The organism is Microseira wollei NIES-4236, assembly GCF_020521235.1.
Taxonomy (GTDB): domain Bacteria; phylum Cyanobacteriota; class Cyanobacteriia; order Cyanobacteriales; family Aerosakkonemataceae; genus Microseira; species Microseira wollei.
In genome coordinates, this window is sequence record NZ_BLAY01000004.1 from 70,287 (window position 1) to 95,223 (window position 24,937).

Annotated in this window: 28 protein-coding genes and 3 pseudogenes; 17 read left to right on the forward strand and 14 right to left on the reverse strand. The window is 46.2% G+C overall.

The annotated features are described in order from the left end of the window. The first annotated feature begins 4 nt into the window (after nucleotides 1–4). Nucleotides 5–1,060: a glycosyltransferase family 4 protein gene (locus tag MiSe_RS02630; protein WP_226574245.1), complete on the forward strand. Its 1,056-nt coding sequence runs from the start codon at nucleotides 5–7 to the stop codon at nucleotides 1,058–1,060. Nucleotides 1,061–1,568: 508 nt separating this feature from the next. Then, nucleotides 1,569–1,979 (forward strand): late competence development ComFB family protein, encoded by a 411-nt coding sequence (locus MiSe_RS02635; protein WP_226574248.1) that lies wholly within the window; start codon nucleotides 1,569–1,571, stop codon nucleotides 1,977–1,979. Here MiSe_RS02635 and MiSe_RS02640 read toward each other — a convergent pair. Further along, on the reverse strand, nucleotides 1,908–2,453 hold the full coding sequence (locus tag MiSe_RS02640; RefSeq protein WP_226574328.1) for a GNAT family N-acetyltransferase: 546 nt from the start codon (nucleotides 2,451–2,453) through the stop codon (nucleotides 1,908–1,910). The two genes, MiSe_RS02635 and MiSe_RS02640, sit on opposite strands and share 72 nt — an antisense overlap. Nucleotides 2,454–2,636: 183 nt before the next feature. Between MiSe_RS02640 and MiSe_RS02645 the strand changes: the two genes are divergently transcribed. The 6 genes from MiSe_RS02645 to MiSe_RS02670 all read left to right on the forward strand — a co-directional run bounded on the left by MiSe_RS02645 (nucleotide 2,637) and on the right by MiSe_RS02670 (nucleotide 4,937). Next, nucleotides 2,637–2,936 carry a hypothetical protein gene (locus MiSe_RS02645; protein ID WP_226574251.1) on the forward strand — a complete coding sequence of 100 codons (300 nt, stop codon included), beginning with the start codon at nucleotides 2,637–2,639 and terminating at the stop codon, nucleotides 2,934–2,936. A gap of 48 nt (nucleotides 2,937–2,984) precedes the next feature. Beyond that, nucleotides 2,985–3,710, forward strand: a complete 726-nt coding sequence (locus MiSe_RS02650) for a GAF domain-containing protein (protein WP_226574331.1) — start codon at nucleotides 2,985–2,987, stop codon at nucleotides 3,708–3,710. Beyond that, nucleotides 3,703–3,936: a hypothetical protein gene (locus tag MiSe_RS02655; RefSeq protein WP_226574256.1), complete on the forward strand. Its 234-nt coding sequence runs from the start codon at nucleotides 3,703–3,705 to the stop codon at nucleotides 3,934–3,936. Before MiSe_RS02650 ends, MiSe_RS02655 begins: the two co-directional genes overlap by 8 nt. 108 nt (nucleotides 3,937–4,044) lie before the next feature. Continuing rightward, the gene (locus MiSe_RS02660) at nucleotides 4,045–4,167 is read left to right on the forward strand and encodes a histidine kinase dimerization/phospho-acceptor domain-containing protein (RefSeq protein ID WP_226574259.1); all 123 of its coding nucleotides are present in this window, start codon (nucleotides 4,045–4,047) and stop codon (nucleotides 4,165–4,167) included. Between the two features lie 132 nt (nucleotides 4,168–4,299). Next, the gene (locus MiSe_RS02665) at nucleotides 4,300–4,584 is read left to right on the forward strand and encodes a sensor histidine kinase (RefSeq protein ID WP_226574261.1); all 285 of its coding nucleotides are present in this window, start codon (nucleotides 4,300–4,302) and stop codon (nucleotides 4,582–4,584) included. A 128-nt stretch (nucleotides 4,585–4,712) separates the two neighbouring features. After that, on the forward strand, nucleotides 4,713–4,937 hold the full coding sequence (locus tag MiSe_RS02670; RefSeq protein ID WP_264196290.1) for an ATP-binding protein: 225 nt from the start codon (nucleotides 4,713–4,715) through the stop codon (nucleotides 4,935–4,937). 172 nt (nucleotides 4,938–5,109) lie between these two features. Here MiSe_RS02670 and MiSe_RS02675 read toward each other — a convergent pair whose 3' ends face one another. Continuing rightward, nucleotides 5,110–5,709, reverse strand: coding sequence for a MiaE family protein (locus MiSe_RS02675; RefSeq protein ID WP_226574264.1), 600 nt, complete (start codon nucleotides 5,707–5,709; stop codon nucleotides 5,110–5,112). A gap of 137 nt (nucleotides 5,710–5,846) precedes the next feature. Between MiSe_RS02675 and MiSe_RS02680 the strand changes: the two genes are divergently transcribed. Both MiSe_RS02680 and MiSe_RS53600 read left to right on the forward strand, forming a co-directional pair. After that, nucleotides 5,847–6,614 carry a metallophosphoesterase family protein gene (locus MiSe_RS02680; RefSeq protein ID WP_444980451.1) on the forward strand — a complete coding sequence of 256 codons (768 nt, stop codon included), beginning with the start codon at nucleotides 5,847–5,849 and terminating at the stop codon, nucleotides 6,612–6,614. Nucleotides 6,615–6,781: 167 nt separating this feature from the next. After that, nucleotides 6,782–7,116: pseudogene (locus tag MiSe_RS53600) on the forward strand (helix-turn-helix domain-containing protein); the annotation flags it as partial. On the opposite strand, the gene MiSe_RS52520 reads toward MiSe_RS53600, so the two are convergent. Then, entirely contained in the window at nucleotides 7,108–7,347 is a 240-nt protein-coding gene (locus MiSe_RS52520) for a helix-turn-helix domain-containing protein (RefSeq protein ID WP_373872740.1), read from the reverse strand. The pseudogene MiSe_RS53600 and the gene MiSe_RS52520 overlap by 9 nt on opposite strands. A gap of 134 nt (nucleotides 7,348–7,481) precedes the next feature. After that, on the reverse strand, nucleotides 7,482–8,213 hold the full coding sequence (gene radC, locus MiSe_RS02695; RefSeq protein WP_226574267.1) for a RadC family protein: 732 nt from the start codon (nucleotides 8,211–8,213) through the stop codon (nucleotides 7,482–7,484). Between the two features lie 258 nt (nucleotides 8,214–8,471). Between radC and MiSe_RS02700 the strand changes: the two genes are divergently transcribed. From MiSe_RS02700 to MiSe_RS02720, 6 genes are all read left to right on the forward strand, one after another. Next, nucleotides 8,472–11,390: a cation-translocating P-type ATPase gene (locus MiSe_RS02700; protein ID WP_226574270.1), complete on the forward strand. Its 2,919-nt coding sequence runs from the start codon at nucleotides 8,472–8,474 to the stop codon at nucleotides 11,388–11,390. Nucleotides 11,391–11,480: 90 nt separating this feature from the next. Then, complete coding sequence (gene recF / locus MiSe_RS02705) at nucleotides 11,481–12,629, forward strand: DNA replication/repair protein RecF (protein ID WP_226574274.1); 1,149 nt, start codon at nucleotides 11,481–11,483, stop codon at nucleotides 12,627–12,629. A 28-nt stretch (nucleotides 12,630–12,657) separates the two neighbouring features. Then, nucleotides 12,658–12,873, forward strand: coding sequence for a hypothetical protein (locus MiSe_RS02710; protein WP_226574278.1), 216 nt, complete (start codon nucleotides 12,658–12,660; stop codon nucleotides 12,871–12,873). Nucleotides 12,874–12,901: 28 nt separating this feature from the next. Further along, the gene (locus tag MiSe_RS02715) at nucleotides 12,902–13,303 is read left to right on the forward strand and encodes a hypothetical protein (RefSeq protein ID WP_226574281.1); all 402 of its coding nucleotides are present in this window, start codon (nucleotides 12,902–12,904) and stop codon (nucleotides 13,301–13,303) included. A gap of 107 nt (nucleotides 13,304–13,410) precedes the next feature. Beyond that, nucleotides 13,411–13,536: a hypothetical protein gene (locus MiSe_RS50750; RefSeq protein WP_264196292.1), complete on the forward strand. Its 126-nt coding sequence runs from the start codon at nucleotides 13,411–13,413 to the stop codon at nucleotides 13,534–13,536. A 168-nt stretch (nucleotides 13,537–13,704) separates the two neighbouring features. After that, the gene (locus MiSe_RS02720; protein WP_226574284.1) at nucleotides 13,705–14,253 is read left to right on the forward strand and encodes a hypothetical protein; all 549 of its coding nucleotides are present in this window, start codon (nucleotides 13,705–13,707) and stop codon (nucleotides 14,251–14,253) included. Between the two features lie 281 nt (nucleotides 14,254–14,534). Here MiSe_RS02720 and MiSe_RS02725 read toward each other — a convergent pair. From MiSe_RS02725 to MiSe_RS02770, 10 genes and pseudogenes are all read right to left on the reverse strand, one after another. Continuing rightward, nucleotides 14,535–15,113: pseudogene (locus MiSe_RS02725) on the reverse strand (esterase/lipase family protein); the annotation flags it as partial. 817 nt (nucleotides 15,114–15,930) lie between these two features. Beyond that, nucleotides 15,931–16,794: a caspase family protein gene (locus MiSe_RS02730; RefSeq protein ID WP_226574289.1), complete on the reverse strand. Its 864-nt coding sequence runs from the start codon at nucleotides 16,792–16,794 to the stop codon at nucleotides 15,931–15,933. A 122-nt stretch (nucleotides 16,795–16,916) separates the two neighbouring features. Continuing rightward, nucleotides 16,917–19,577, reverse strand: a pseudogene (locus MiSe_RS02735) (CHAT domain-containing protein). Between the two features lie 302 nt (nucleotides 19,578–19,879). After that, on the reverse strand, nucleotides 19,880–20,434 hold the full coding sequence (locus MiSe_RS02740) for a peptidoglycan-binding protein (protein ID WP_226574292.1): 555 nt from the start codon (nucleotides 20,432–20,434) through the stop codon (nucleotides 19,880–19,882). 18 nt (nucleotides 20,435–20,452) lie between these two features. Then, on the reverse strand, nucleotides 20,453–20,611 hold the full coding sequence (locus MiSe_RS02745; RefSeq protein ID WP_226574296.1) for a hypothetical protein: 159 nt from the start codon (nucleotides 20,609–20,611) through the stop codon (nucleotides 20,453–20,455). 45 nt (nucleotides 20,612–20,656) lie between these two features. Then, on the reverse strand, nucleotides 20,657–20,812 hold the full coding sequence (locus MiSe_RS02750; RefSeq protein ID WP_226574299.1) for a hypothetical protein: 156 nt from the start codon (nucleotides 20,810–20,812) through the stop codon (nucleotides 20,657–20,659). Between the two features lie 25 nt (nucleotides 20,813–20,837). Beyond that, nucleotides 20,838–21,428 carry a CAP domain-containing protein gene (locus MiSe_RS02755; RefSeq protein ID WP_226574302.1) on the reverse strand — a complete coding sequence of 197 codons (591 nt, stop codon included), beginning with the start codon at nucleotides 21,426–21,428 and terminating at the stop codon, nucleotides 20,838–20,840. A 72-nt stretch (nucleotides 21,429–21,500) separates the two neighbouring features. Further along, nucleotides 21,501–22,001 (reverse strand): RICIN domain-containing protein, encoded by a 501-nt coding sequence (locus tag MiSe_RS02760; protein WP_226574305.1) that lies wholly within the window; start codon nucleotides 21,999–22,001, stop codon nucleotides 21,501–21,503. A 163-nt stretch (nucleotides 22,002–22,164) separates the two neighbouring features. Beyond that, the gene (locus MiSe_RS02765) at nucleotides 22,165–22,710 is read right to left on the reverse strand and encodes a LysM peptidoglycan-binding domain-containing protein (protein WP_226574308.1); all 546 of its coding nucleotides are present in this window, start codon (nucleotides 22,708–22,710) and stop codon (nucleotides 22,165–22,167) included. A gap of 85 nt (nucleotides 22,711–22,795) precedes the next feature. After that, entirely contained in the window at nucleotides 22,796–23,206 is a 411-nt protein-coding gene (locus MiSe_RS02770; RefSeq protein ID WP_226574312.1) for a glycoside hydrolase family 19 protein, read from the reverse strand. Between the two features lie 589 nt (nucleotides 23,207–23,795). Between MiSe_RS02770 and MiSe_RS02775 the strand changes: the two genes are divergently transcribed. After that, nucleotides 23,796–24,937, forward strand: a 1,142-nt coding sequence (locus tag MiSe_RS02775) for a serine/threonine-protein kinase (RefSeq protein WP_226574315.1), incomplete at its 3' end; no start/stop codon positions are given.

Genomic DNA, 24,937 nt, shown 5'->3' on the forward strand with positions numbered 1-24,937 from the left:
CAATATGAGATATCACTTGGCTCTAGGTAGCCAACTCAATTTAGAAAACATCAACCGAGAAGCTCAACAGGGAAAGCGCCCAAGGCATGTGATGTGGACGCTTAGCCAAAAATTGGGCGCAACAATTCATCCACCAGGAAACGATTCCATCCTGTTTATAGATAGGTTGCGATCGCGTCTGATCAGTAAGCCCGAACAGTGGGCATTAGCCCGCAGCTTAGCAGAAACACTCGATGGAGATGATGTTATCTATTGCACAGGGGAAGACATCGGCATCCCGATCTTAGCCCTCTGCGGTGCTAAACCAAACCGCCCGAAGATCGTTGTATTTTTCCATACGGTAAATCGCCTACGTGTCCGTGCAAGCTTAAAACTTTTTCGTGCCTGGGAACGAATTGATTTGTTTGTCTCCAACACCCAGCCTCAAATCGATTTAATCCTTCGCTACTTGCAAGTACCCCAAAATCGCGTCTATAAATTGCCCGAACAAATTGATACTCGTTTTTTCTCACCCGGTCCAGTCTCAGCCGATAAACAGCGACCCATAATTGCCAGCGTCGGGTTAGAAAAGCGGAATTATAAAATTCTAGCAGATGCCACGGCTGACCTAGATGTAGATGTGAAAATCAGTGGCTTTTCACGAGATGTAAAGCCCCTGGTAAAATCATTTCCTAAAACTATGCCAGCGAATATGTCTCGTAGGTTCTATGAGTGGAATGAATTGGTGCAGCTTTATCGAGACGCTGACATTGTAGTAGTCAGCTTATTTGAAAGTATAGATTCGGCTGGAGTCACAGCTCTCATCGAAGCAATGGCATGTTGCCGACCTGTGATTTGTACTCTAACTAAAGGATTAAAAGATTATCTCCAAACGCCGGGAACCGTGACAGTTGTAGAACCAGAAGATTTGAACGGACTCAGACAGGCAATTATCCACCTACTCGATAACCCCAAGGAAGCCCAAGCTCAAGCAAAACGCGGTTATGACCTAGTATCGCAGCACCACAACAGCGAAGATTTCGTCGAAAATCTGGCTAAGCTGCTGCAATCGGTAAAATAGCTACTCGCTTCGCCAAGGTAGTGCAAGTGTTTTTGACGGGATTAGGGGCGGGTTTTACCAATCAGTCGGCAACCGCCAGAGATCTCGTTATATCATGTCCGCTGGCGAAGGTAGCGTTAGGCTAGCGGGTGAGCCGGAAAAAACTGTGTTTCCCACAATTAACTATATACAACTGATGCAACCGGACATGATATTAGACCCGCCCCGCTCGTGCAGCACCCGAACGGACATAATATTATGGTATGCCCAGTTAGGATGTTGTTATTTCCCCCCCGGTAACCACCCCCTTAGCAGTACGCCTTTCCGTACCGCTTCACCCTAAGTTTTAAGCTTTAATCAAATATATACACATGCAAAAAATATCGAAGAAATATTTCTATTTAATCAAAAATATGAAAGCAAAGCTAAAAATTTAAACCAGTCCGGTTCGCTTCTTCTTATTCAGGAAAATAGTTAGAATAATACCAGATAGAAATCAATCTGTCAAACTTGGGGGAAAGCAGCAGCCATGACGGAACTAGCTGATAAAATTCCAATTTACCGCAATGCCATTGAACCGTTAGTCGCTGAAGAATTAGAGCAGCAGCTACACCGCCTACCAAAGCAGATAGTACAATATCTCAATCCGGCACAAGTCATGGCTTACGCCCTCAATCGTTTGCCTGCCTTGTATGCTACGAGTGAAGAAGGATGGCGTCGGCAACAGCTACTTGCAAAACAGCAGCTCAAGGAGCAAATTGTTACAGCGGTGCGGCAGGGATTGGCGGCGGTGCAAAAAGACCCCTTAAAAAGTTCAACCCCGCTCAAAGGAGAAGCAACAGTCGAGCAAAAAGACATTTTGAAGGGTTCAATTCGCAGACAACAATGGGCATCTTACGTGCAAAAATCTGCCTATAAATCGGCTTATCTGCGATTGTAAATATTTGACATAAATGCGATCGCATCGCGTCGTTTCCACCCCATCAGCGGGTTGATACCCGCTGCTTTCGTACAGCTTCACCGCTTCTTTTAACACGCTGGCAGTTTCCACCCAAATTTGCTCAAAACCTCTAAGGGCGATCGCTTGCTCCAATTGCCCCAGTACGTATCTGCCTAAACCCTGTCCTCTCGCATCTGCCACAAGGTACATTTTGCGTATTTCTACCGCATTTTTTCCTCTAGTGATAGGATAATAGGCTGCCGTACCTACAAGCTTTCCCTGCCTTTCAATTACCCAGAACTCACCGCCGGTAGCGAGGTAAAAATCTTCTACCAAAAGAACGTCCCTATCTGCCCCTGTGGGTTCCCAAGGTAAGCCATATTCAGCCAAAACGGAACGGATGAGTGCGGCGGCGGCGGTGCGATCCGAGCTTGACCAGGGGCGAATGCAAAAATCTCGATAGCCAGTTTGCATCATTAGATCGTAATAGGTTTTTTCACGGTACTTTTAGTCTCAACACCTGGGCTAAACTTTAGTATGAACTTTTTTAACGACAGAGATGCACATATAATTATTTCTTTACCTTAATTTAACCTGTACTATAACAGAGAATTTGCCTAAGTAGTTTCCCGTAGATCTCCCACCAAGGTAGTCATAATGATTGCAATTAGCCTGAAAAAGCTTTTTTCCAAGAAAAAAGATGTTGCTGTCATTAGCGAGCTTGTCAATGCTATCGACCCTAGCATCAGCATTCAGGATGTCAAAGGCAAAGCACTACTGGGAGTGGATAGAGAAAACCAAGGGAATAAACATGCAATAGAGGTTTCAGGACAAGTAATTGGATGGGTAACTGGGAGCGAAAAGGCAGCCGCCGTAGCGGCTGCTATTGCTGATATAGCTAATAAAGAATTTGAGAAAAAGACCCTTGCCAATGAATTGCTAGATAGAGCTAGATAAATAAGTTTATTATCTGATATTTATGAAAAAATAACTGCGAGTTTAGAACTGAAAGAAGTTGCCAAATTAATCCTCGATTGGGCCAGTAAACTGATAGAAGCAACCAGTGGATCGGTGATGTTGCTCGATGCAAAAACAGGGAAATTAGAATTGCTCTCAAGCATTGGGAAAGAATACAACCCAAAAGCAAATTTAAAACTGGGTAAAGGGATTATTGGTAACGTGGTATCCAGCGGAGTGGGAGAGATAGTAAACGATGTTTTATCAGAGCCGAGATTTATTGCCAGTAAGGCTCCAATACCCTCGCTGATTTGCGTTCCTTTAAAAAGCAAAAACCGGGTAATTGGTGCAATTACAATGAGCAACTCAGTAACCGTTACCTATACAGTCCAAGAACTTCAACTCCTGACCATGGTTGCATCCCAGGCAGCATCGGCAATTGAAAACGCCATTTTCCCCGAAGAAAAACTGCAAGAAAGCCGCCGAGACGCCTTGCTTTTTCGTTTAGCCAATCAGATTCGTCTTTCTTTAGACCTCGATACTATTTTAGAAACCGCTGTCAGCGATATCCGCAACCTTTTACAGAGCGAACGCTGCCAATTTATCTGGGAGCGAACCGAAAATGATGAAAGTAGAATGCTGAAAAGTTCAACCCCTGGGTGCATTTGTTTTTCAACAGAAAGTGAGGTTAATCTATCATCCAAAATCCAGCATTATTTCAAGGTTTGGGAAGTTGTCAATCAAGCCATACTATTGCGCCGAAGAGATGGGTGAAGTTACCCAGAAGCTGCTCGACAGGGAAATGGTGCGAATCGATCGGGTTAAAAGCGTAACCGATCCGATGGAGAGACAGTTTTTTGTCGAGGGTAACTTCGCCTCGGTATTAGCACTGCCGATTCAGACGCGATCAGGAGCAATTGGTGCGTTCGCGCCAGCTAGGGTATGCATATCGCTTTGGGGACAAGCATGGAAGAACGAACTTGGAGTGAGGGTGAAGTAGAACTGTTACTAGCTGTAGGTAATCAATTAGCGATCGCTCTAGATCAAGCCGAACTTTACAAAGAAGCTGCATCCACAAGCGCAAAAATTGCCACAAACCCTGTAGGAATTGCAACAAACCCAAGCTCAACTAATTCAAAGCGAAAAAATCTCCAGCTTGGGGCAGCTAGTAGCAGGAGTTGCTCATGAAATTAACAACCCGATTAATTTTATTCACGGCAATCTTGCCTAGGTCGAGCAATATACCCAAGACATACTTCACCTGCTGCGACTTTATGCTAAACAGTATCCGCAACCAGCACTCGCGATTCAAGCGGAGACAGAAACCATCGACCTAGAGTTTATCATCCCAGACCTTGCTAAATTGATTTCCAGCATGAAGGTGGGAACCGAACGCATCCACAAAATTGTTTTATCCCTGGGAAACTTTTCCCGTCACGACCCAGACGAGAGCAAACCTGTAGACATTCATCAAGGAATTGATAGCACGCTATTAATCTTGCAACATCGATTGAAAGCAACAGCAGAACGCCCTCAAATTCAGGTAATCAAAAATTACGGCGACCTGCCATTAGTCGAGTGCTATCCCAGCCAACTAAACCAAGTATTTATGCAGGTTATCAGTAACGCGATCGATGCTTTGGAATAGGTAATGAGTAATGGGAAAAATTTTTATAATTACTCTTCACCACTTACCAATTACCAACAATTTGCATTTGTACCAATGTTCTAGATAGCGAAAGCGTCATTGTTCGCATTAAAGACAACGGAAATGGGATGACAGAAGCAGTCAAAAATCAACTATTCGCTTTGTTTTTGACAACCAAGCTGGTAGGCAAAGGAACCGGGTTAGGGCTATCTATTTGCCACACAATAGTAGTGCAGAAACATGGGGGAATTATCCAGTGTGACTCAACGCCTGGAGAGGGAACCGAGTTTTCTATTCAAATTCCGATATTGGCAGCGATCGCCAAACCCGCCCCGGCGATCGCTAAGCAATAATCTTATTAGTAATTGGGCATTGGGAATTGGGAATTGGAGAGTAATTAATATTTCCCATTTACCCTATGCAAAAACCGGGATAAGCCTCGTATCGCCTCAATCCTGTGGATGATTTGGCAGCCAAGTTCTAATAATTACCAATTACCAATTACCCATTAGCAATTACCAATAACTAACTGTGAATTCTCGGTTCGGGGTGCAACGTCGCAAGTATTTTGCTTTCCACAACCGCTAATTCTTCCAGCCGCTGGGTGACAGCAGACCGCTCAAAGTAAGTATCGGCTAGTACCCAGTAAATGCCGTAGTGACGAGCCTCCGACGCCATCAAGCTGCGATAAAATTGAGATAACTCCGGCTCGGGACAATGGGTAGCTAACAACCCCAGCCGTTCGTGACTGCGAGCCTCGATCAGTCCAGAAACCAGCAACGAATCTAAAAGTCGCTTTGGTTCCTGGGGACGAATTTGAGCTTTTAAATTGGCTCCATAGGGGGGAGAAGAAAGCGGCCCCAAAGGGACACCCCGCCGTTCCAGCCATTGGTTAACTAACTCAAAGTGTTCCAGTTCTTCGCGAGCGATCGCAGTCAGCATCCGTACTAACTTGGTATTAGACGGATAGCGAAACATCAAATTTAAGGCAACCCCAGCCGCCTTGCGCTCGCAGTGGGAGTGATCCAGCAAAATTAGATCCAGATTGGCGATCGCTTGCTCAACCCAAGCAAAGCTGGTCGGCTGCTGGAGGACATTAATCGTAGGTAGTGTATCAAAAAGCATAGACTTTATTTTTTACAGGATGAGGGGGGCATAATAAAAATATCAGGGTCAAGCAACAACATCTGCTAAAATCCACTTCGTCTAAGAAGCCCCTTACAGAGTCTAAATAAAGTATCACTCAGTATTTAAAGATCCGCATGAGCCAAATCACCCCCCGTCGCATAGTTATCGGCGACGTACACGGTCACTATAAGGGTCTCATGACCTTGTTAGAAGCAATCGCCCCTGACTCAGAAGAGCGAGTATATTTTTTGGGAGATTTAATTGACCGAGGTCCCCAAAGCGCTCAGGTTGTCAAGTTTGTCCAAGAAAGCTCCTATAACTGTCTGTTGGGTAACCACGAGCAAATGTTACTAGACAGCTTTATCAAGGGAAAAATTCAACATGCGGTTCTGCAAGCTTGGCTTTACAGCGGCGGACATGCAACGCTGGCGAGTTACCCCAAGGGTCGGATTCCCGTACACGATCTAGATTGGATGCAGACGCTACCCACCCATCTAGACTTAGGCGATGTTTGGTTAGTTCATGCAGGCGTCCATCCTGAAATACCCCTCGAAGAGCAAACCGCCGACCAATTCTGTTGGATTCGCCACGAATTCCATAGCATGTCCCAACCCTACTTTGCCAACAAACTGATCATCACAGGTCATACGATCACCTTTACCCTACCAGGCGTAGAACCCGGAAAAATCGCCGCTGGGTCGGGTTGGCTAGACATCGACACGGGAGCCTATCACCGCCGCAGTGGTTGGTTGACTGGATTAGATATCTCCAACGCCATTGTCTATCAAGTCAATGTTTTTGATAATTACGTCCGCACCCTGCCCCTGGAAAAGACTTTAACGCCAGTCCAGCCGCATCAGATACTCGCTCGTTTACAAAACGGGGTAATGGCTAATTGGTAATGGGTCATGGGAATTGACCAAAAAAATGGGTTTCAAGCCCCGCCCTTATAGCGCGGCAATTGATGCTTGAGTATAACGCTTAAAAACTTCCATTTGTCCACCCACACAACTGGCAATTAGGAGGAGGACGACGTAATTATTTGCAGAACAAGTGCTATAATCCCATTCTGAAATTACGTTATCGCTACCGAATTTATCCTACCGAATCTCAAAAAATCGCACTGGCTAAACTGTTCGGGTGCGTTAGGTTCGTTTGGAACGATGGGTTAGCTTTTTGTAATTCAGCCTAGAGCAGAGGAGAAAAATATCTCGGAGAATCTGAACTCCAAAAACGATTTATCACTCAAGCAAAGCAGACTGAAAACAGACAGTGGTTGTCAGAAGTTTCTAATATCTCCTGGCAGCAATCTATCCGATATCTAGGACAGGCGTACAAAAATTTTTTCAATCTTGTACGGGCAAACGAAAAGGAAAAAAGATTAAACCGCCTAAATTAAAACGAATAAAATAAACTCAATATGCCAGGTTTAGAACGGAGGACTCCTGCTTGCATATAGCGTTTTTTCCAGTCACTTATTGAGCTACTTGCTACCCCCAACAAGGAAGCAATCGCTCGATAAGCCCATCCTTGCAAGGATAATTTTACTGCCAATGCCTTTTTTAATTCTCTGGGGTCTGGATTAGTCTTAATCCATTCATCTAACTTTACGTTGGATTTTTCAATGTTTTCAATCGATTCATGCCTTGGAAATTCAGGGGATTAAACAAGTTTATAATTTGACCTCTGAGCGGACTCCTTAGCTTATAGCCGCTAAAAAGCTAAACCTCTACTAGGTATTTCCTGGTAGAGGTTTAGTGTTTAATTGCTCAATCACCCTGCGGGTATTCATCCCACAACGCGGTAGTCTGACGCAAACTATTGTGGTCGCCGTTGCCCAAAATCAGGTGATCCAGTAGGGGAATGTTGAGGATTTGAGCGGCTGCTAACAACTGGCGCGTCAGTTGGATATCTTCATTAGAAGGTTCCACGCTCCCAGAAGGGTGATTGTGGGCTACGATCAGTCGCGTTGCACCCTGACGAATCACTTCGCGGAAAATCTCGCGAGGATGAGCTAAGGTTTCGGTTGCGGTGCCGATGGTAATCACCTGGGTGCCGAGTAAGCGATTTTTGACATCCAACAGCAGCACCCCAAAACGTTCTTGCGCTTGCCACATCAGGTCTTGACTGAGGGCGGCGGCGGCGGCGGCGGGGCTTTCAATCGGAGAACGATCCAGGGGGCGAGATTGAAAAGATCGCTTACCCAACTCAATGGCTGCCAGAATCGTTGTCGCCTTGGCAGGACCAATGCCGGGGATTTGCATTAATTCTTGAGCGCTGATATCCCGCAAAACCGAGAGCGGATCGCGCCCGTGTTGGCTTAATTGCTGCAAGATATATTGTCCCAAACCGATGGCGGAGAGTTTGCCTTGCCCTTGACCCGTGCCGAGTAAAATTGCAATCAGTTCGGCAGTGGCTAGAATTTGGGGGCCGTGTGCCAGCAAGCGCTCGCGGGGGCGTTCGCCCTTGGGTATATCTGCAACTCTCAGGCAATAGGTCATAGAGACAACTAGGAAGATCAACGATAAGGATTTAGGTTCAGTTATCCCCTCAAAGGCTGCAAAAATAACAGATATCCCATCGAAAAAAAGGTTTTGGGGCGTAAATGAGGGAGATAAACAAGATTAGGGAGAAAAGGACGCTAAAGACTTTCACTGCATCGCCGCCTCTCCCTTTTTCCGCGTCATCCCCACCATCCCCATCGTTCTGTTTCCCAGACTAAGCCATAAGGTAGCAGCCGCCGATCGAGGTTGAGCTTTATGATTGATGTTTGTAGGCGTTATCACATTCCCGTGACCTCCAAAGTTCCTTCTATCTCTTCCTCAGAATCGGCACAAGCTTGGCACACCCTGGAAATTGATAAGACGCTCAGAGTCCTTGGTAGCGATCGCGATGCGGGCTTGACATCTCAAAATGTGTCAGAACGCTTGCAACGCTATGGCCCCAATGAACTAACTGAAACGGGCGGTCGCAGCGGCTGGGTCATCTTCCTCGATCAGTTCAAAAACATTATGTTATTGATGCTGATCGGCGTGGCTATTGTTTCCGGCGTTCTCGATTTGTTAAAGCTACAGTCCGGCAATGCCGAAGGTGAGGTTCCCTTCAAAGATACGATCGCAATTATGGCGATCGTCATTCTCAATGGCGTCTTGGGCTACCTCCAGGAAAGTCGAGCCGAAAAAGCCCTCGCCGCCCTGAAGCGGCTTTCCTCCCCCAAGGTGCGCGTAATTCGCGATGGCAGAATTATTGAAGTCAACGCCAAAGAACTTGTCCCCGGAGATGTTATGCTCCTGGAAGCCGGCGTGCAAGTGGCGGCAGACGGACGTCTTGTCGAACAAGCAAATCTCCAGATCCGCGAAGCGGCACTCACTGGAGAAGCCGAGGCGGTTTCCAAGCAAGCTGATGTGCAACTGGGTGAAGACATAGCCTTGGGCGATCGCACCAATATGGTCTTCCAAGGCACCGAAGTTGTCTTTGGACGCGGCAAGGTGGTCGTTACCGGCACCGGAATGCAAACCGAATTGGGCAAAATTGCCTCCCTGTTGCAATCTGTTGAATCCGAACCTACCCCATTGCAACAGCGGATGGGTCAACTCGGTAACGTCCTGGTCAGCGGCTCTTTAGTGCTAGTGGCTTTAGTCGTTGGCGGCGGCTTGATTCACACCGGCATCAACACCGGGTGGCAGCCAAACCAACTGTTTAACACGTTTGTAGACTTAATCGAAGTTTCTCTCTCTATGGCGGTGGCTGTCGTTCCAGAAGGCTTACCAGCAGTAATTACCGTTACCCTGGCTCTGGGGACTCAGCGCATGGTGCGCCGCCACGCCCTGATTCGCAAGCTTCCCGCTGTGGAAACCTTGGGTTCGGTGACGACGATTTGTTCGGATAAAACCGGCACCCTCACCCAAAATAAAATGGTGGTGCAGAAAGTCGCCACGACGGAAAAAACCTTCGGTGTCACGGGCGAAGGCTACATCCCAAGGGGAGAATTTTATCTGGAATCCCAGTCAGAAGCTGCTTCCTCGCCATCGATTGCACTAGACGAGTATCCAGAACTGCAAATGCTGCTGGCAGCTTGCGTACTGTGCAACGATGCCGTGTTGCAGTGCGAAGCCCAAAACGCTCCCGGACAGTCTGGCGGCAATTGGACGATTTTGGGAGACCCGACAGAAGGTGCCTTGCTGTCTTTAGCAGGTAAAGGCGGCGTGCAAAAACAAGCAATGGACGCCGGATTGCCGAGGGTGGCAGAAATTCCTTTTTCCTCAGAACGCAAGCGCATGTCGGTAATTGTGCGCGGTTCCCAGGGCAATAACCCCCTCTATTTGATGTTTACTAAAGGTTCTCCAGAACTGATTTTAGAGCGTTGCACTACTTATCAAAGCGGCGATCGCGCAGTTGTACTCACACCCCAACACCGCAGCCAGATTCTAGAGCAAAATAACTATATGGCTAGTCAGGGGCTGCGGGTACTGGGCTTTGCGTTCAAAAACCTCGATGCCGAACCGCCGAAACAGCCAGATGAACAGATCGAACACGAATTGGTCTGGCTGGGGTTAGTGGGAATGCTCGATGCGCCCCGCCCCGAAGTGCGCGAGGCGGTAGCCAAGTGCAGACAGGCAGGCATTCGCCCGGTGATGATTACCGGCGACCACCAACTAACTGCTCGCGCGATCGCTTACGATTTGGGCATTGCCTCCCAAGGCGATCGCGTCCTCACGGGAACTGAATTGCAAAAACTCTCCCAAGAAGATCTGAAGCAGGAAGTAGACCAGGTATCAATTTACGCCCGCGTTTCCCCAGAACACAAACTGCGAATTGTCCAAGCCCTCCAAAGTCGCGGTAAATTTGTTGCCATGACCGGCGATGGCGTTAACGATGCCCCCGCGCTCAAACAAGCCGATATCGGCATCGCAATGGGCATCACCGGCACCGATGTCAGCAAAGAAGCCAGCGATATGGTATTGCTCGACGATAACTTTGCTACCATCGTTGCCGCTACGGAAGAAGGACGTGTAGTTTATACCAACATTCGCAGGTTTATTAAGTATATTCTCGGAAGTAACATCGGCGAAGTTTTGACGATTGCCGCCGCGCCGCTGTTAGGTTTGGGAGGCGTTCCGCTTTCGCCTTTGCAAATTCTGTGGATGAACTTGGTTACAGATGGGGTGCCCGCGTTAGCCTTGGCGGTAGAACCAGCAGAACCCAACGTGATGAAGCGTCCGCCCTTTAGCCCGCGCGAAAGTATTTTTGCAAGGGGTTTGGGGTCTTACATGCTCAGAATTGGGATTATTTTTGCGATTCTGACGATTATCCTGATGGCATGGGCTTACAATCACACCCACAGCGTCACCGGGGCAAATCTCAGTCCGGATCGATGGAAAACGATGGTGTTCACGACGCTTTGTTTGGCGCAAATGGGACACGCGATCGCAATTCGTTCCAACACCCAGCTGACGATAGAAATCAACCCCTTTACCAATATCTTTGTCTGGGCTGCGGTACTCGTAACCACTGCTTTGCAGCTGGCGTTAGTTTACGTTCCACCCCTGCAAGCGTTCTTCGGCACCCAGGCAATTTCTCTGCTAGAACTGAGCATCTGTCTGGGATTTAGCGCCTTGATGTTTGTCTGGATCGAGATGGAAAAACTGTTTATTCGCTGGTACAAAAAGCGCCGCTAATCGCTAATGGCTAATCGCTAATCGCTAATAGTAAAAAATCAATTAGCAATTAGCAATTAGCAATTAGCAATTAGCAATTAGCAATTGGCAATGTATCTCAAAACCTTACATCTGCGACAGTTCCGCAACTACCAAGAGACTATGGTTGAGTTGTGCGCCCCCAAAACAATTTTGGTGGGGAATAATGCTCAAGGGAAATCTAATTTACTCGAGGCGGTGGAGTTGCTGGCGACCCTGCGGAGTCATCGAGCATCGCGCGATCGCGATTTAGTCCAAGAAGGCGCTGCTGAAGGTAAAATTACTGCTACCATAGAGCGACAAAGCGGCTCGGTTGACCTCGCTTTAACCCTGCGGCGCAACGGACGCCGTACCGTTACCCTCAACCACCAGTCTCTGCGGCGTCAGATGGAATTCTTAGGCACGCTCAATGCCGTGCAGTTTTCTAGTTTAGATCTAGACTTGGTAAGGGGTGGCCCAGAGCAGCGGCGTAATTGGCTCGATACGCTGTTAATTCAGCTAGAACCCTTTTACGCCCACATTTTACAGCAGTACAACAAAATTCTGCGTCAGCGCAACGCCCTTTTAAAGCAGGGGAGCAGAGGAGTGGAGGAGCAGGGGAGCGGGGGAGATGCAATTCTTGAGTCACAATTAGCGCTGTGGGATGCTCAATTAGTGACAGCTGGAACCCGCGTCATCAGGCGTCGCTCCCGAGCGTTGCAGCGTTTGGCTCCCTTAGCTGAATTTTGGCATCGAGCCATTAGCGGTAGCAAGGAGGTACTGGAAATAAAATATGCCCCTAACGTCGCACTGGAACAGGACGATCCAGAATTGATCAAGCTGGCTTTTTTTCAAAAGATTCAGCAGCGTGGTAGCTTAGAACAACACCACGGAACTACCCTGGTTGGCCCCCACCGCGATGAAGTTGAGTTTACAATCAATCAAACACCCGCAAGAGCTTACGGCTCTCAGGGACAGCAGCGAACATTAGTATTGGCACTCAAGCTAGCAGAGCTAAAACTGATTGAAGAAGTCGTCGGCGAACCGCCGCTTTTACTTCTCGATGATGTTTTAGCCGAACTAGACCCCAACCGTCAAAATCAACTGCTAGAGGCCATTCAAGAGCGGTTTCAAACTCTAATTACTACCACCCACCTCAGCGCTTTTGATCGCTCCTGGCTCAACTCATCCCAAATTCTCTGCGTTCAAGCAGGACATCTATACCCTCAGTCTCCAGCGTGATTTTCTGCTATTTTTCTGGAATCAAGAGTTGCCAAAATGTAGATCGATTATTGACTCGGTACAGCTAGCATTTACCACCTCTGGTTGCTTTTCACCAATAAGGGCGAATTTACTTGACAAAACTCATAACTTTCTCAATCTTCCCGATCGACCTGTAGAAGCTTTGTATAAATTAGTAGTTAAGCCAATTGGCTTACATAGTCTAAAAATAGTAATTTTAGCTGGGAATTCTAGTTGTACGTAAATTTTAATGGGAAGGGTTATCAAGACAAATGTATAAAGTTATGGATCGGAAAGAAATTGCGGCACTGGGTGCTTCTTTGCGCCCCATCGATCAGAACCTATTGAAGAAAGATGCCAACATCGAACGCCTTTGGTATCAAGGTGAAGAATCTTATTTTGACATAATTTTGAAAATCCAAAATCATGAAATTATTTGGTTTGAGTTTACTTTGCGAGGACAAGTGCTTGTTTGGGATAAACAAAATCCCGTGATGCAAACCGGCACAACTAATGAATTAGGGACGGGCGATCTGGGCTACTATGCTGCTAGTAAACTGATTAAACTGGATAGAAAAAACGACCAAGGTTTCATTAAATTAGCTCATTCAATTCTGCAAACTCGCTCGGGTGAAGATATTTTCGCTCGGGTACTGACACTGTTTAAAGATTAGAGACGATTCAGAACATATCTTTGACAAGTATCTCTAGCTGCTTTTTGCACTGATGTTTTTGGTGGATTTGTCAAGACAGGGTGATACTGCAAGCGCCTGCAAGCAATTTGCAGCCAGTTTTGCTGCTGACTCTGCAAGTCCCACAACTTTACCTTGCCGTCATCGCCACCAGTAACAAGTATAGTGCGCTCGCGACTCACTGCGATCGCGTAGGTATCAATCCAGAAGAATAAGGTGATGGAAGTTTCAACGGAATGGTAATAATTTTCAACCCGTTAAAACGGGTTTTAGCTTTTAGCTTTAACTTTAGTTAAAGGCATTTATACAAGAGGTATATTAAGCATTAATTATACGCATAATTGTAACAATAATAGCATCAGAAAATATAAAAATATTAACTTATGAACTTCTGGAATAACCCGGACTTTTCAAAGTGTGATTGGAAACACGTCGATGTAATTGATATTGCTGATGGCGACCCAGATGCGCCACTGCACACCTGTGAAGCTTGTGGCAGGGAAGATGTACGGTATGTCCACCAGCTAGAGCATGAACTGTGGCATGAAGTTATAGAAGTGGGTTGCATTTGTGCGGGTAAACTAACGGGTGACATAGAACAAGCCAAGCGACTGGAAAAACAAGCCAGGAACAGAACCAGTCGCCCCTCTCGCTGGCTGGAACGTATCTGGAAAGTATCGCGCCAAGGTAACCACTATTTAAAGTTTCGACACCAAGGCGTGAGATATCACATAGTTATTTTTAAATCCAAGTACGGACAGTGGAACTTTAGGGCAACGGTGGAAGAACCTACATATCAACTAGAAGACCCCAGCCCGTTCGCCCCAGTTAATCCATTACAGGCTTATTTTAAAACGACTGAATATCAAGGTTCTGTGTGGCATAAAACACAAACTGATGCTAAACTTGCCGCGTTTGACGCTCTCTTTTAAACCATTTTAGATTTTGACTACTGTAGAATCAGATATATTTTTTACAAGTATCTCTAGCTGCTTTTTGCACTGATGTTATTGGATTTGTCAAGACAGGGATGCGATCGCAAAGCGTCCCCATAGGGAAATCGCTTTGCGTCCTTGGGGAATCGACTTGCGATCGATGAAAGAAACACTCGCTTTACGAGGTAGCAGCTTCTCTAGTATGGATCTATAAGCTTGTTACCCAGCGTTTGACGGCTTCCCGCCCTGGAAGGGTTTGGAAATAATGGAAGCGATCGCTATCGTTCTGTCAAATTGGGATAAGCTCCGCCCCTGACACTACGCATACTAGATAACCCAACTGCGATATCGTTTTGTTCCCCAAATAAGTTGTCAAGAGTTTCATCGAGTACCTTCTGGGCGAGTCGGTTGAGACGGTTGTGTTCTGCCTCGCTCAACCGATTCTCTCCCGCCAGCACCAGGTATGGAACATTTGACGGTTCTTTGAGGGCGTTGAGCTTATCCAGGATAGGGGAGTTGACTGTCAGGTCGATAGAGCCAACACCCTCCTGGGAAAGCTGTTCTAACAACAAGTTAAACGCTCCCAATGGTGGAATAACCGAAGCACGATGGATGAGTACCGTCAACAGGTAGACTATTCCCCGACCAAGGGTGGCGAGTGTCGAGCCGTTGTTGGGAGGACCCGCCATTACCAATTTGTCAACAAATTCATGACCGCCTGAAAGCTCGATCGTACAGCGAGAAACCAAGCAGCCCATACTGTGGGCGTAGACCTGTAGCGTAATCTGGTCGTCAGCGCCGAAGCCACATTGCTGCTGTAGGGCTAGGGCTAGCTTAGCACCATTCTGTTCAACGCTCGTGCCAAACGTCTCCTAGTCCCAGGTTAGCAGATGCTTGTAAGGGAGAACCTGATCGCGTAGGAAGGGAGCAAACGTCTCGACCATGTGTCGAGTGTCTGCGGTGAAGCCGTGGACAAAAAGGGCTACCGTATCACCAGGCTGGAATTGGTTGGGCCCAATATCGCGGTACTCAACCTTTCCGTCAACCAGTTCTGCACGCCGCAGACCTATTAGTGGAGTGTAGCGACCCATCTTTTTATCAACAAAGAGCTGGATGGTGCGCCCGATGTCGCGCTGACTGGGTAAACCCTGAGCATCAGTAGAAACTACAGCTGGCGGCAGAGTCACCACATCCACCGCGTTATTCCCCTCAGCGGCATAGCCGACTGGCAGGTAGTCCTCGCCATCGAAGGCTATAGGCAAAAGGTCTGCTATTTGCTCGTTAGCAAGGGCTGGCAGCTCCAAGCGCAGCCGGTTGTCTGGGGTGATGCTCTGGCGCGATGCCTCGTCCACATCCAAGGAGATGACAAGCGCCCAAGAGCCAAAACTGCTGTCAACACTGCGCGTTCGCTTTCGCCCAATAGGTTGGAACAGGTTTGGGAAGCGGTCAAGACCTGGTGGTAGGTTCAGGTTGGGGTCACCTTCTATACTCCGAGTCTCTTGGCTCAAGGTGGTCACCCTAACTTGACCTGGAAAACCTTCAGGCTTAACTAGGCTGAGTCCATCTTTCAGGCTAATGGTTCCGGCTGGGGGATTCAGCGTTGTTGTTTGGAAGCCCCGCACAACCGTAACAGAAAGAGACGTTGTTGCCCAGTCTTCTGGGTTTTCTGTTTCATCAGAGCCAGCAAAGCGCTTGCCAGAGAGAACGCAATTTAAGAGTCGCTCTAAAAGGGAAGAAGAAGCTGCTCTCGTTCCTTGAGGGGGTTGAACGTTTAGCCCTAGTTGCAACCTGCTCGTGAAGGTCGGCATAGGTCGTGTTTGGGGTCATTTGGCGCAGGGCTTGCAAGGTAAAGTAGGTCAGGGCACCATACATCACCTCCTTGCCTTGATCGCGACTCGTATGCTCATTCGACAGTTCGCGATCGCGACAACCTGCTAGGAGAACGTGGGTGATACCTTCAGTAGCCCATCCACTCGCACCAGCCCCTCGACGGGATGCGCCTGTTAGGATGCCAGCATCCAAGTCAGGGGGTGGGATGCGATGGTCAGGTTCGACATTGCGGGTTTGAGCCAGATTTGAATCGCGAGTTCCCGTACCGGAATGGCAACAGTCGAGAATTACAGTAATATTGTTTCCCTTGCGCTCTGCAAGTTTATCCAGCAAGGCAGCAAGGGTCTTGTCAGGAATATCATAAACCCCCGGAGTTCTACTATCATGGGGCACGAGAGTTTCGTTTTGTCCGTCAGGCTCTTTCGGGTTGAACATTTGAGAACCGTGACCGCTGTAGTGGAAGAGAATTTGGCTACCTGGTTGAATGTCTGGATTGTCAATTAAAAATTCTTCAAAGGTTTGAAGAATATTAGCGCGAGTTGCCGCTTGGTTAGTTAATACACAGATCTGGTTTTCCGGAACACCCAGTTGATTCATCAGGTAAATCCGGATAGCCTCAACATCATTGACGCAGCCACCCAGATTTTTTGTATGTAGGTACTTATCAATGCCAATTAGCCGCCCATAGGGAAGAACCGTTGGTGACATGAGGTTGTTGTGCCGTCATACTTTATCTCCTGAATGAAATTTGCGGGTGTTATCCGCAGTTGTGAGTGCTTGAATTTGCACAATCTGCTCCCTAAACGAAAATAGGTGAGAGCATGTGCAACTTATGCAGCTGTTTGAAAGATGGCTTGGGATGCTTCACCAATCAGCGTAAAAGCAGCCCAATTTAGTGGGTGGGGATGTTTTTCCTTCATCGTTAGCATCGCTTGGCGCAGCGCTTGGGCTTTGTCTGGGCCGCGTTGCAGATTGTGATAAAACTCCACCATGAAAGAGGCTGTGGCAGCATCTGGCACTGACCACAGGGAGGCAATCACACTCGGAACACCTCTAGAAATAAAGCAGCGAGATCACCCGATAACGCCATCTCCGGTTAATCGTCCCTGTCCAGTGTTACAAGCACTCAGAACGACTAACTCAGCTTTGAGCATCCCTAAATTCATGATTTCTTTTGCCGTCAGCCAACCATCATCTGTTCCTTAGCTTGCTAAAGCGATCGCTCCTGGCACCTTTAATTCCTCTGCTTCATTGAGTAACCCGTGAGTTGCTAGATGAATAATCCCTGAAGAAGGCATCCGCTCGACAATGGCAACCTTAGTAGCTTCCTTACCTATAAGTGCTTTGGTCTTCAAAAGCAAAGCAATGTCTGTAGCTTCCTGTTGTGCGCCTGGAAGGGAACTCAACTGACGAGACTTAAGAGACGGCATGGTCGGATTGCCTACCACCAGAACATCCTGAAGTTTTACCTTTTGGACTCGTTGCTGATGTTGGCGGGTTAGCTCTAGAACTTGGATCGAAGGAGCGGTGACGATGGTGTGTTGCTCAATCAGATATTTACCAGAAGCATCTTGGAGAGCTGGGAAGGGAACAAGAAATAGGCTGTTTTGGGGGATAAAAATTACTCGCTCTTTTTCATCTTTTGCCAGAAGGTCAGTGATAGGTTCAATGAGAATTTTATAAAGTTGCCGTAATTGTTTGTTCTTTCCTTGAGCAACCTTGTTATCATCATCGTTCCCATCCGAACCAACAAAGCGCGCTTCCCTAACACCGATGGATTGACGGGCGAGCGCAACCAGTTTTTCTAGGGATGTATTGAATTCCTGCAATAGGGGTTTGAGGTCAACTTGACGAAAGGCAATTTCGCCAGTTGATTTGATGACCCAAATTAATAAAGTTCTAGACCACAAAATTGCATATTCAACCAATGTGGCATTTTGCTCTTTAGCGATTTGTTGAATCTGCTGGAAAGTGGGAGAAGTGATTTCCCTTTTTTCAGCTAATTGCCCATCTAAACCATTGCTCAATAACTCTACAAGCGCCCTGGCCTTACCCCGTTCAGCAATTTCCAAAGCTGCCAAGGGTTTCTCCTGGTCAATCAGGGCAGCTTGCAGTAAATGGTAGGTTCTGGCTTGCTGCTCAAAGATTGACACTTTAAAGTCATCACGGTTGCCCAATCTTCCCCGAACAGACTCCCACAATTCGATTCCCTGGCGTAGCCTAGTTTCTGCTTCCTCGATTTGATTTAAGCATAGGTAAGCAACTCCTATATCAGTTAGAGTACTTGCTTTTCCATAGACGTTTTTGAGTGCCTCCATGATTCTCAAACTCTTCTCAAAGTTGTTGAGTGCTTCAGTATATTTACCTTGTAAAAGATAAATACTTCCCCGAAAGCCTACAGAGTTCCCTTCACCAATCTGATCCTGAAGTTTCTGCTTGAGCTTCAAGCTCCGTTCGTTGTAATTCCACGCCTGCTCTAAATTTCCTCGGTAATAATAAATCTCAGCTAAAGCTTGTAGAGCATTGGCTTCCGCCTGTTCTTCTCGTATATTCTCAGCAATGTTCAAACTTTCTTGGTAATTTTTTTCCGCATCAGCTAAGTTTCCCTTAACCCTGTAATAGCTTCCCAGACCTTGCAAACTGCGTACCTGCAACCAGCGAGCGTGATGACTATTTATTCTCTTCGCGAGCGCTAAACTCTGCTTGTAGTAATGTTTCGCCTTCTCTCTTTCTAAGTTACCCAAGCCTTCGTAATTATTCCCCAGACAAAACAAAGCGCTAGCCTCTAAAATAGAATCATTCAAGCTCCGTGCGATGGTTAAACGCTCCTCGTTTGACTCTATCGCCTTGGCATAATCGCTCGTGTAATAATAAGAATCTTGCAAATCGTACAGAGCATCCAGTAGCCCCTGAAGATTGTTTGTTTCTTGGAAGATAACTTTAGCCTGGTTGTAGCAATTGATCGCCTGGGGAAAGTTTCTCTTTTCCCCAGGATACCAATAATAAGCTTTTCCTATACAGAGCAGAGCAAATGCCTCTCCCTGACGATAGCCTATCGCCCTAGCGATGTCCAAACTCTCCTCGCAAACCTCTATAGCTTTGTCTAAGTTCCAGTCATGGGGCCAATTGTAAGATTTTCCCAGATTATTCAGAATCTCTACCTGTAGAAGCTTACCTATGTCGGTATCTATCTGCTTGGCGATAGTCAAACTTTGTTCATAGAACTCTCTAGCCTTGGAAAGATTCTTTTGATCTAAGAAGCCATTTCCAACAGCAACTAACAGATGAATAGCAATAGACCTTAAGCGATTAGAGTCACCTATGTTACCTTGGGATTTCAGAGTGGCTGAGATTTGTAGCATAGTCTGCACCAAATCATAATTTATCAATTCTTGATTAGCGTTCAAAATTGCTGATATTTCTTTGCCATTACGACATATCATCAGCGATTCAATCAGAGCGAAATCTGCTTCGTAGAGTTGTTGATACATAATTTTTATTTTTGTCAAATAAACTATTGTATTTATCTAATGGGTAAGACCTGGATCGGTTTATGCAGGTATTAGGAAAATTGCCTAAAAAATTAGGGCGTCAGAACAAATTTTTTAATTCCTTCTGCATTATTAATGGTTGCCAGAAAATCAAATTATCCATTTGTTAGATGAACCAGGGCTTGTTTTTCGTTCCCTGCTTTGACCTGGGAACGAGTTATGGGATGTCTGATCTCGTTCCCAGGTTCTTGCCTGGGAACGAAATTTTTCGAGGATCTGCCTCGGTTAGAAGTGAAATTAATTCACAATCCCAGTTCTAAACGGGTTGCTGTCCCGACAATACCATCGGGTGTTAAACCTTTTTGCTGTTGAAATTGTTTGATAGCGCTTTCTGTGCTTAATCCAAAAATTCCATCAACGGTGACGCTGATATTAGCTTTGACCAAGGCTTGCTGAATTTTACGCACATCATCACCTTCTATAAAAGGTTGATTTAGCCGCAGTATCCTGGTGCTATTTATTTCTCCAAAACCTGCGATGGGTGATTGATTGAGTCGTGCTAAAGTAGCGGCGCCGCAGTCACCATCTTCTGCAATGCGATCGCTCGAATTATACCGATTCCAAAGTCGCTGAAATGCCTTGACCGCAATGTTGCTAATATCCGACCTTCCCCCGCCTGTATAGTCAAAGTGAGGCGGGTCGCCGCGCAAAGGTCGCCAGCCATGTCGGATAAAATAAGGTTCCCAACCCCTTGGATCTTCCACATCCAAAGCCAAACCATCTTCGTGATTGCTAGTACTTGGACGCGCTGCGATCGCAATACCGCAACGTCCGTTTTTATACTGGTTATACAGCATCAGTTGCTGAGGAAGCGTTCAGTATGCGGAATTCACGACCAGGGTGCGACCTCGGTCTTGAATAGCACGCGCCAATGCTGCTTTTGCTTTTGGCTGAAGAAAAGGATTGACAGCAGCACCATTTTGTACGTTTAAGTCAGCAAAACTCACCAAACAACCGGGTTCGATGCGGTTCATTTCATCGATGATTTGTTTAGAAAGACCGCTAAGTACTGCTGTTGATCAACCTGGTGCTTGTTGCACTTTAGTACCGAAACTGCGAGTTGCTTCATCTTGCGCCCGACGCACTTCTTCAGGGTCGTTATTAATCTCGTTGATGTCTTCGCAAGGCTCGATAGTTTCTGTGCTTTCTGTTGCTAAGTAAGTTTCTTGATTCATAGATACCTCACAAAATTCCCCGTAGTTATCTCGGTGTGGCAAAAACTTGTGTCCAGTAGTGTTTGTAGTTAACTTTGCCTGTATCGTTGGCTAAGAAGTAGTAACCAACACCTATTTCTTGCAATTTGGGATTGAGGATATTGGCACGATGTCCGGGGCTATTCATCCATCCTTTTACTACAGCCTCTGGTGTAGACATACCCGCAGCAATGTTTTCCGCTGCATTTGAAAATTGATAGCCTGTCGCTTTAATGCGATCGCCCATCGTGCTACCATTGGGTTGCTTGTGACTAAAATAGTCTTGCAATGCCATATTTTGGCTGTGTCTGAATGCCGCAGTTGCTAACCGAGACTCGAATTTTAGTTCGCCCAAACCGGCTTTTTTGCGCTCTATGTTAGTCAGTTCGATGACGCGATTGGTAAAGTCTTGACTCGTTTGCAGAGGCATGACAAGCCTCGTTCCCGGTTCAATATGTTCTGGATTATCTCCTATGACACCGCGATTAAAATCGTAAATTAGCGTCGATAAATCCTCATTTTCGTAAACTTTCTCGGCTATCGTTAAAAGCGTTTCTCCCGATTGGGCAGTATAAGATTGGTCAGAGGTAGTAATCACGATCTTCTCCTTGGTAAAATTGAGTTTATTTGACTAGGCAGTAGGTGTTATTGTCGATAGCGATGGGAATTTTTAAACGTACTCCATTTCCCACACTTGATTTTTTTTCCCTGTATAAGACCATTGCTGGATTATGGTTCCATTATCATTAGAGAAACCAGGTAAATCCAAGTTTTTATTACTCGCAACATTCCGTAATGTAACACTTGGCCGACTGCCCACGATTATAAATCCGGGTCTCCAAAGCTGATTATTTCCACCGTTGTAAGACCATTGTTGAATTTGGGCACCATCATCATTAGAAAAACCAGGAACTTCCAAGACTTTACCACTTGATATAGAAGTGATAGTCCAGCCACCATTTCTGAGGTCGAATCTCCACTGTTGATTTGCACCACCATGTTTAGTCCATTGCTGAATTTTGGCACCATCATCTTTAGATAAATCGCGTACATCTAAGGCTTTTCCACTTGACCAAGAGATCAGGATGACGACAGTGCCACTAAAAGAGTGCGCCAATATTTCAGATTCTTGTACAGCTATATCAGAAGTGGATTGTTGCGTGATAGACATAATTTTCACCTTGATTGCGCTGGCAGCGAATAATCTCTCAAAACTCTGAAAGCCCGAGCATAACGAATCTAGAAACCGGGTTTATGGGTAGGATTTTTCAGAGAAACCCGGTTTGTTTCGCGTCAGTCCTGTTTCGGCATTTTGTTGCAGGAAAACCCTGAAATCAAAGAATTACTGTGACAGGCTTTCTACCTAGATTAATAGCCTCATTGACGGTATCAACAAAGATATCAATCCTGTTGCCTATAACTGCCGTACCCTTATCTAGCGCAGCTGCGGGAACTTCGCTTCCATCCCAAAGTACCAAGGTGAAATTTTTGAGCAGGGGAATAATGTTTGGGTCTACTGCACACTGTACGCGCCCAACACTTTGACCTTGACACTTGGACTGCCATTGACCTGAAAGTGCTGCTTGCAATGTAATCCCATGTACGCCAGAGGCAGGCGGATGACAATTTGTTTCTTCCATGCTGTAAAATGTAGCTTCTAGATTTAATCGGGTGCCGTTGCCAGGGCGATTAGGGTTGTCTTTTGCAGGAATAACAAGTACCATTCCAACTTGGATTTGGTTAGGGTCAGGCCCGATCGCGTTGCGATTAGCGTCGTAAATTAAATTCCATAAATTGCCATCTCCGTAAAATTTTTGGGCAATCAGATATAACGTGTCACCCGGTTGTACGGTGTAACTTTGGCTGGATGTAGCAAACATGATTTTCTCCTTGAAATTCAGACATAGCGAGACCTTCATCTGCGATCGGGTGTGGAAGCGTTCCAGACTTTTTGCAACAGAATCTTTAGTAGTGAGCCATGCGATCGCAGTAAACGTTTTCACCCATGCTTACACCCAACATCTGGGTAAAACGCTCGTAGAAACCCACCCGGTCGCGAACCTTATCATTGGTAGGAATGCTACATTCCAAACCGCCATTGATGATGTTGATAGTCATGCCGAAACCGGGCGCACGTCCCTTGCTAACATCGTCGGGGGAGGGCATCCAACCGCCAGTCATAACTGCGTGACAAGAAGGCTTGGGTGTCTGGGGAGTCATCCAGAACCACAAAGCGGTTTGGAAAGCGATCGCACCATCCAATTTAACTAAGTCTGGGTTAGCCAACAAATCCACCCCCAAAGCTTCCCCCACCTGACCGTAGTTGTAGTTCCACGACAACTCAATAGGGCCGCGTCCGTGATCGGTTTTACCCATAAATGACCTCCAAACAAGTAGTTTGATCTATTAGACTTCTGCAAAAATTCTTGTGGGATAGGCGACACGAGCAGTCTTTAGCTTGATTTATTGGAGAAGTCTATTAGACCTCGACAAAAACTCTTGTGGGGTGGGCGTCTCGCCCGCCTTTGGGATTCTTTATTGTCGAGGTCTATTAGTCCTTCCCTGGTACTTTTACTCTCCCATACCGCTCAAGCAGCCACAGCAATTTTTACTTCTGCTATTTATCTATAGGTGGAACTGGGAGTGACTTATGCAGCGAGCGCAAAAGCTTTTTGCCAAAAATGGAATGGCATTTCCTATTTCCTCTACGAACTCAGTAATACACAAAATGTTACAGGAGCTAAAATCACTAAGTTAAGCTTCAAGTTAAAGCCCAAAAGCCCTGTCAATTGTTAACTCTTCTTGAGCGTAACTTTTTGTTAACTTAGTGTCCTTTTTACTTGACTTGACTAATTTAGCGACTGAGCGCGACTTTGTACCTAGCCTCAAGTACAGTTTTTACCTGATAAAATTGCTAGTTAATCGCTGAAGCTGCGCTCCGGGGTGTATAAAATACCAAGGGAAAATGCTTGAACTAAATGGATACCAGATACTAGAAAAAATTTATACTAGCCCGAAGCGAATTTTATACCGAGGGCTGCGGATATCGGATGGACAGCCTGTAATTCTCAAATGCCTAATCTCCGAGTATCCCACACCCGCAGACATAGCTTGTCTGCAACATGAATATGAAGTTACCAAAAATCTGGAAATATCCGGGATAGTCAAACCCCTGGAATTGTTAAATGTCAACTCTCGTCCTGTCCTGGTTTTAGATGATTTTGGCGCTATCTCCCTCAAAGAGTATCTAACTAATCACCAACTCAATTTAAGAGAATTTCTTATGGGGGAATTGCACCGACACCAACTCGTTCATAATGATATTAAACCAGGCAATATTTTGCTCGTTCCTCTCACTCTAGAAGTAAAAATTACCGACTTGGCGTTAGCTTCCCCAATGGCAGCAGAAGAAACAAATACTATATGGGAAGGCACTTTAGCTTATATATCTCCAGAAGCAACGGGGCGGATGAATCGCACGATTGATTATCGCACCGATTTTTACTCGTTGGGGGTGACTTTTTATGAAATGCTAACTGGGAAGTTACCTTACGATACACAAGATACAATCGAGTTAATTCACAGTCATATTGCCAGAATTCCGGTTGAACCCCAAGTCCTGAATTCAGAAATTACAACGGTTTTATCTGATTTGGTGATGAAGTTACTCGCCAAAGATCCAGGAGATAGATATCAAAGTGCTTTTGGGATTAAGTCAGATTTAGAACATTGTCGCACTCAGCTTGAACAAAATGGTTATATTGATAATTTTCCTCTAGCCGAACGTGATTTTTATGGAAAGTTGCAAATTCCGCAAAAACTTTACGGAAGAGAACGAGAATTAGCCCAATTATTTGCAGCTTTTGAACGAGTTTGTGCTGGGGCGACGCAGATGGTGCTAGTAACTGGATATTCTGGTATTGGCAAGTCTGCTTTAGTGCGAGAAGTACAAAAGCTAAGATTGCATGGCACTAAGATCGGCGAGGCAGAGCCTCTACAATCTGGCTCCCAGGCTGATCCTGGGAGCGAGTCAGGGAGGCTCTGCCTCGAGTCTTCTAAGATAAGCGAGGCAGAGCCTCTACAATCTGGCTCCCAGGCTGATCCTGG

Coding starts and splice junctions, on each gene's coding strand:
- MiSe_RS02630 (WP_226574245.1), top strand. CDS start 5: ATGAGATATCACTTGGCTCTAGGTAGCCAACTCAATTTAGAAAACATC.
- MiSe_RS02635 (WP_226574248.1), top strand. CDS start 1,569: ATGACGGAACTAGCTGATAAAATTCCAATTTACCGCAATGCCATTGAA.
- MiSe_RS02640 (WP_226574328.1), bottom strand. CDS start 2,453: ATGCAAACTGGCTATCGAGATTTTTGCATTCGCCCCTGGTCAAGCTCG.
- MiSe_RS02645 (WP_226574251.1), top strand. CDS start 2,637: ATGATTGCAATTAGCCTGAAAAAGCTTTTTTCCAAGAAAAAAGATGTT.
- MiSe_RS02655 (WP_226574256.1), top strand. CDS start 3,703: ATGGGTGAAGTTACCCAGAAGCTGCTCGACAGGGAAATGGTGCGAATC.
- MiSe_RS02670 (WP_264196290.1), top strand. CDS start 4,713: ATGACAGAAGCAGTCAAAAATCAACTATTCGCTTTGTTTTTGACAACC.
- MiSe_RS02675 (WP_226574264.1), bottom strand. CDS start 5,709: ATGCTTTTTGATACACTACCTACGATTAATGTCCTCCAGCAGCCGACC.
- MiSe_RS02680 (WP_444980451.1), top strand. CDS start 5,847: ATGAGCCAAATCACCCCCCGTCGCATAGTTATCGGCGACGTACACGGT.
- radC (WP_226574267.1), bottom strand. CDS start 8,213: ATGACCTATTGCCTGAGAGTTGCAGATATACCCAAGGGCGAACGCCCC.
- MiSe_RS02700 (WP_226574270.1), top strand. CDS start 8,472: ATGATTGATGTTTGTAGGCGTTATCACATTCCCGTGACCTCCAAAGTT.
- recF (WP_226574274.1), top strand. CDS start 11,481: ATGTATCTCAAAACCTTACATCTGCGACAGTTCCGCAACTACCAAGAG.
- MiSe_RS02715 (WP_226574281.1), top strand. CDS start 12,902: ATGTATAAAGTTATGGATCGGAAAGAAATTGCGGCACTGGGTGCTTCT.
- MiSe_RS02720 (WP_226574284.1), top strand. CDS start 13,705: ATGAACTTCTGGAATAACCCGGACTTTTCAAAGTGTGATTGGAAACAC.
- MiSe_RS02730 (WP_226574289.1), bottom strand. CDS start 16,794: ATGTCACCAACGGTTCTTCCCTATGGGCGGCTAATTGGCATTGATAAG.
- MiSe_RS02740 (WP_226574292.1), bottom strand. CDS start 20,434: ATGCTGTATAACCAGTATAAAAACGGACGTTGCGGTATTGCGATCGCA.
- MiSe_RS02745 (WP_226574296.1), bottom strand. CDS start 20,611: ATGAACCGCATCGAACCCGGTTGTTTGGTGAGTTTTGCTGACTTAAAC.
- MiSe_RS02750 (WP_226574299.1), bottom strand. CDS start 20,812: ATGAATCAAGAAACTTACTTAGCAACAGAAAGCACAGAAACTATCGAG.
- MiSe_RS02760 (WP_226574305.1), bottom strand. CDS start 22,001: ATGTCTATCACGCAACAATCCACTTCTGATATAGCTGTACAAGAATCT.
- MiSe_RS02765 (WP_226574308.1), bottom strand. CDS start 22,710: ATGTTTGCTACATCCAGCCAAAGTTACACCGTACAACCGGGTGACACG.
- MiSe_RS02770 (WP_226574312.1), bottom strand. CDS start 23,206: ATGGGTAAAACCGATCACGGACGCGGCCCTATTGAGTTGTCGTGGAAC.